This window comes from Nocardia sp. NPDC004722 (assembly GCF_053601505.1).
Map to the genome: position 1 here is coordinate 1 of NZ_JBSGBY010000564.1, position 5595 is coordinate 5595.

A 5595-nucleotide genomic window follows, 5' to 3' on the forward strand; every position below is an offset into this window, starting at 1 on the left:
CCCTCGAGCGCCGCGCTGACGACGGCCTGGGCGAGGTCGCCGTACGGCCGATACAGGGCTTCGATGAGGTCGCCCTCGCCGCGCGTGACGACGCCGCGCGGGTTGGAGAACTCCCGGAAGCCCTCGATGCCGTGATGGCGTCCGTTGCCGCTGGTGCCGACGCCGCCGAATCCGAGGGCGGGCAGCGCGCCCTGGACCGCGCAGGTGTTGACGCACGCGCCGCCGGAGGAAGTCCGGGTCAGCACCCGGTCGGCGAGAGCGGCGTCCTTGGCGAAAACGTAGAGCCCGAGCGGCTTTTCGCCCGCGTTCACGTGGCCGATGGCGTCATCGATCGTGTCGTAGGGTTTGACGACGAGGATCGGGCCGAAGATCTCCTCACGCATCACGCCGAGCTCGTCGGCGGGATCGAGCACCAGCGACAGCGGCATGCGCCGGCTCCCGCGATCGACCTTCGCGGTGGGCTCGAGTTCGACGATCGCGCAGCCCGCGTCCCGGGCCTCGTCGAGCAGATCGATCAACCGGTCGAGGTGCCGCTCGGTGATGATGCCGGTGCAATCACCGGTGTCGCTGAAATTCGGTGCGCGCTCGGCCATGTGCGCCTGGGCCAAGGCCACGAAATCGTCGACGCCGTCGCGCGGCACCAGGCAGTAGTCGACCGAGATGCACATCTGACCGTTCTTGATCAGCTTCGTGCCGAGGACCTGTCCGACCGACGCCGCGTCGAGGCTGTCCGCGGCGAGGATGGCCGGGCATTTCCCGCCCAGCTCCAGCGTCACCGGGACCAGGTTCTTGGCGGCCTCGACGGCGATCAACCGGCCGACCTCCGGATTTCCGGTGTACAGCAGGTGATCCCAGCGCTGCTGCGAGAACGCCCGAGCCAGCTCGACGCCGCCGGTGACGACCGTGACGTGATCGGCGTCGAAGGTGGCCGCGATCATGTCCTTCAGCAGTTCACCGCAGGCCGGGGTGAACTCCGAGGGCTTCAGGATCACCCGGTTGCCCGCGGCGAGCATCTCCACCAGCGGACCGACCGACAGGTCGAACGGAAAGTTCCACGGCACGATATTGCCGACCACGCCCTTGGGCTGATAGCGGATCGCGGCCTGCGCGGAGCCGTACAACCCGGGATCGGTGAACCTCGTCTCCGGTGCCATCCAGGCGCTGAGCTGCTCGGCCGCGTAGGCGGCGCGGCCCGCCACGCCGAGCACTTCGACCAGATCGGTGAACAGCTCCGGATGCACCGAGAAGTCCTGCGACACCGCTCTTCTGATCCGCTCCCGGCTGCCGAGCATCATGGCGGCGAGCGCGCCCAGATGATCCTGGCGCTGTGCCAGAGTCGGATACGGGTCCCGTGCGAACGCGGCCCGCTGCCGGGCGAAGGACTCACGAAGTTCGGTGATCGCCCCGCTGTCATCGGTGGTCGGTGCCGTGGGGCGATGAGTGGCGGTCATGGTTCGGACCTTCCGTTGTGGCTGTCTCCGCATCCCACGATCCCAGCCTCACCGTGCGCCGGTACGAGGATTCACAAAAATCCATCGCGCGCAATCTAATTGCTGGACAGTCGGGTCATCAGCCGTTTGCGGTAGGCGTCGAGGATGACGGCGACGATGATCACCGCACCGGTCACGATCATGCGCTGGAAGTCCGAAACACCCATGAGCAGCAGGCCGTTGGTCAGCACGCCGAGCAGGCACGCGCCCAGCAAGGTGCCGATCACCGAGCCGCGGCCGCCGGACAGGCTCGCTCCGCCGATGACCACGGCGGCGATCGCGTTGAGCTCGTAGCCCTGTCCCAGAATCGGGCTCGCCACGCCGAGACGCGCCATGTAGACCACCGCAGCGACCCCGACGCACAGTCCGCCGATCACGAAGCACACGACCTTGATCAAGCCGGTCCGATGCCCCGACAACCGCACCGCCTCCTCGTTGTTGCCCGTCGCGTACACCAGGCGGCCGAAGACGGTGCGGGACAACACGAACCAGGCGATCGCCACGATCACCAACGCGGCCACGAACACGGCGGGCACCCCCGCGACGGTGGCGGTGCCGAAACTGGTGAGCGCCTTCGGCAGGCTGTAGATGGTCCGCGCGCCCGTGTACTGCTCGGCCGCGCCGCGAGCCACGTAGAGCATGCCGAGGGTGACGATGAACGACGGCACCCGCCAGCGCTCGGTGACGAAGCCGCTGATCAGGCCGCAGGCCGCGCCGATCGCGATGCTCACCGCGATGGCCAGCGGGATCGCCGAGGAGCCACTGTTCTCCATGGCCTTGCCCGCCACCACCGCGCACAGCGCGATGACCGATCCCACCGACAGGTCGATGCCGCCCACCAGGATCACGAAGGTCATGCCGACCGCGAGAATGGTGTTCAGGGTGATCTGGGTCATGATGTCGCGGACATTGCCGGTGGTGGCGAAATGCGGTGCGGCGGCGAGGAAGAAGCCCGCCAGCGCGATCAGGGCCACCCCGATGCCCGCCTCGCCGAGCACCTGGCTCAGCGCCTGTCCGGCGCGAGAGTTGGCCCGCGCCATGCTGATCGAAGTCATGCTGCATTACCGTTCTTGAGATATCCGGAGTAGGCGAGGCCGAGGATGCGCTCGGCGTCGAAGTCGGCGCGCGCCACCTCGCCCGCGATCCGCCCGGCCGAGAAGACCAGGATCCGATCGCAGATGCCGAGCAGTTCGGGCAGGTCGGAGGACACCACGAGCACCCCCTTGCCCGCGACCGCCAGATCCAGCAGGAGTTGATGGATCTCGTAGCGCGCCCCGACATCGATGCCGCGGGTCGGCTCGTCGACGATGAGCAGGTCGGCGTTGACGGCCAGCCAGCGGCCGAGCACCACCTTCTGCTGATTGCCGCCCGAGAGCGACCGGACCAGTTGGTCCGGGCCGCTGGATTTGATCCGCAGGGTGTCCGACAGCGCGGTGGCGCTGGCGATCTCGGTCGCATGCCGCATCAGCCCCGCACCGCTGACCCGATCCAGCCCCGCCAGGCTGAGATTGGCCGCGATCGAGAGGTCCAGCACCAGCCCTTGGGCCTTGCGGTCCTCGGTGAGGAAGCTGATGCCGTGCCGGACCGCGTCGCGCGGGCTGCCGATGCGCACGTCCCGGCCGCGGACGCGCACGCTGCCCGCGGCCGGTCGGTCGGCCCCGAAAATGGCCCGCATGGCCTCGGTGCGACCGGAACCGACGAGCCCGGCGACACCCACGACCTCACCCGCGTGCACGCTCAACGAGATCGGCGGCGCGCCCGTGGTGACGGCGAGGTCGCTGACCCGCAGCAGTTCCGGACCCGTCGGCCGCGCGGTGACCGGCGGGTATTCGGCGGCCAGATCGCGGCCGACCATCATGCGGACCAGTTCGGGAATGGTCATGTCGGCGATCACGCGGGCAGCGACACTGGTTCCGTTGCGCAACACCGTGACTCGGTCGCCGATCTCGAAGATCTCGTCGAGGTGATGCGAGATGAAGATGATCGCCACGCCCTCGGCTTTGAGCTGGCGCATCACCGTGAACAGGGTGGCGGTTTCGCGCGGCGTGAGCGTCGCGGTGGGTTCGTCCATGATCAGCAGCCGACATTCGCTCGAGAGCGCCTTCGCGATCTCGATCAGCTGCTGCTGTGCGATGCCCAGCCTCCCCACCGGCAGGTCCGGTGACACGTCGAGACCCACCCGGGCGAGCAGTGTCGCTGCGCGCCTGCGCATGTCGCGGCGGTCGACCACACCGAATCGCCGCGGCATCCGTTGCAGGAAGAGGTTTTCCGCCACCGTCAGCGCGGGCAGCAGCGCCAGTTCCTGGTGCACGACCCGGATTCCGGCGCGCAACCCGGCGGCGGCACCGGCGGGACGATGCTCGACACCGCCCAGGGTCATGGTCCCGGCGTCCGGTTGTTCCACGCCCGCAAGGCATTTCACGAGCGTGGACTTGCCCGCGCCGTTCTCGCCGATCAGAACGTGGATCTCACCGGCGGTCACCTCGAGGTCGACGCCGTCGAGAGCCGTCACACCCGGGTAGCGCTTGACCAGCCCGGAGATGCGCAGCAGCACATCGGATTCGGAGTTCATGGCCGCTCCCACCGTCAGGATCCGGCGGTCACGACGGTCATCCGGGTCTTCTGCCAGCCGGTGACGGCCTGCCCGCCGATCAGCTTCATGGCCACGTCGATGCCGTCACCGGCCTGCTCGGAGCCGAACTGGTCGAGGGTGGCCAGCACCGGCCCGGACTGCAGGTAGGGCTTGACGGCCGGAATATTGTCGATAGTCACGACTTTCACGTTCGCCTTGCGCTCCTGAATGACCTTGATCGCGCCCAGCGCCATCGAGTCGTTGGAGGCCATCACGCCCTGGATGTCGGGGTGCGAGGTGAGCATGTTCCCGAACACCGTGTACGCCTCGTCGGTTTCCCAGTGCGCGGTCTTGGAGTCCAGCAGGTTCAGCTTCGACTCGGCGATGGTGTCGTTGAAACCGTTCTTGCGTTGCAGCGCGTTGTCCGCGCCCGGATTGCCTTCCAGGATCACGACTTTCCCGGCGGGACCGACCGCCTTGGCGAGCACGTCACCGACCTGTTTGGCCCCCGCGCGATTGTCGGGCCCGACCAGCGGCACCTCCACCCCGGCGGCCTTCAGCGCGTCCGGGTCGAGCGCCACGTCGATATTGACGACCTTGATGCCCGCCTTGTCGGCCTTGACCACCGATTGCACCAGCGCCTTGGAATCCGCGGGCGCGATCACGATGGCCTGCACCTGCTGGGTGATGCACTTGTCGACCAACGCGATCTGCCCGTCGACATCGGTCTCGTTCTGGATGCCCGCCGCTTGCAGCGTGAGCGTGCCGAGCTGGTCGACGTGCGCCTTCGCGCCCGCCTGCATCTGCTGAAAGTATTCGTTGGCAAGGGATTTCATGATCAGGCAGACGGTGGGCTTGCCGCCGGACGCGGGGGCCGGGCCGGAGGTCGTCGACTCCTGACCGCAGGCCGACAGCGTGACCGTGGCCGTCGCCGCGAGCACCGCGGCGAGAAGTGTCCTGGTGCGCATGGGGTGTACCTCTTTCGAATAACGGTGAACAGTGCGCTCGAGGTGTCGTGTGACACGAGTTGAACTCGGCGAAGCCGCAGCTCAGAAGGAAACTCCGGCATAGAGCAGGAGGTTGGCGTACGGGGTGGCCTCGCCGGTCCGGATGATCACGCGGGCGGCGGCGGTGCGTTTCTTGAACTCCTCGTGCCCGACCGTGTCGGCGGGCAGGTCCGCGAGGGCCTCGGTGAGGCCGCGCAGCATCGCCGGTTCGGCCAATTCCTCGGCGTAGACGGCTTTTTCGAAGGTGGCCTCGGCGAGCACCGCACGCAGGACCGGTAGGAATCCCGGTTCGCCGCGCCGCCAGAGCAGGTCGATGTGCTCGACCCCGGGTGGGATCGGCAGTCCGGCGTCGGCGATCACGATCGTGTCGGTATGACCGAGGGCGGTGAGGATCATCATCAGGCGCGGATGCCAGATGCCGTCAGGGCGCTGTCCCGTTCTCCCACAGTTCCAGCCCCGGGACGGCGTGCGCGGACAGGAACCACTCCAGCCAGGTCTTGTCGAGCGGTTCACGGTAGGGCAGGCG

General features: G+C 67.9%; 5 protein-coding genes and 1 pseudogene. All 6 read right to left on the reverse strand.

Annotated features, from left to right (window positions below; all coding sequences use genetic code 11):
• Positions 1-1451 (reverse strand): aldehyde dehydrogenase family protein (locus ACWELQ_RS36575; RefSeq protein WP_452401594.1); only part of this gene is annotated, 1451 nt, incomplete at its 3' end.
• 95 nt (positions 1452-1546) lie between these two features.
• Positions 1547-2545 (reverse strand): ABC transporter permease, encoded by a 999-nt coding sequence (locus tag ACWELQ_RS36580; RefSeq protein ID WP_452401595.1) that lies wholly within the window; start codon positions 2543-2545, stop codon positions 1547-1549.
• A complete protein-coding gene (locus tag ACWELQ_RS36585) occupies positions 2542-4062 on the reverse strand; it encodes a sugar ABC transporter ATP-binding protein (RefSeq protein ID WP_452401596.1) in 1521 nt (506 codons plus the stop codon). Before ACWELQ_RS36585 ends, ACWELQ_RS36580 begins: the two co-directional genes overlap by 4 nt.
• A 14-nt stretch (positions 4063-4076) precedes the next feature.
• Positions 4077-5030 carry a substrate-binding domain-containing protein gene (locus ACWELQ_RS36590; RefSeq protein WP_452401597.1) on the reverse strand — a complete coding sequence of 318 codons (954 nt, stop codon included), beginning with the start codon at positions 5028-5030 and terminating at the stop codon, positions 4077-4079.
• Positions 5031-5111: 81 nt separating this feature from the next.
• Positions 5112-5486 (reverse strand): D-ribose pyranase, encoded by a 375-nt coding sequence (rbsD, locus tag ACWELQ_RS36595; RefSeq protein WP_452401598.1) that lies wholly within the window; start codon positions 5484-5486, stop codon positions 5112-5114.
• A 16-nt stretch (positions 5487-5502) separates the two neighbouring features.
• A pseudogene (locus tag ACWELQ_RS36600) lies at positions 5503-5595 on the reverse strand (AlkA N-terminal domain-containing protein); the annotation flags it as partial.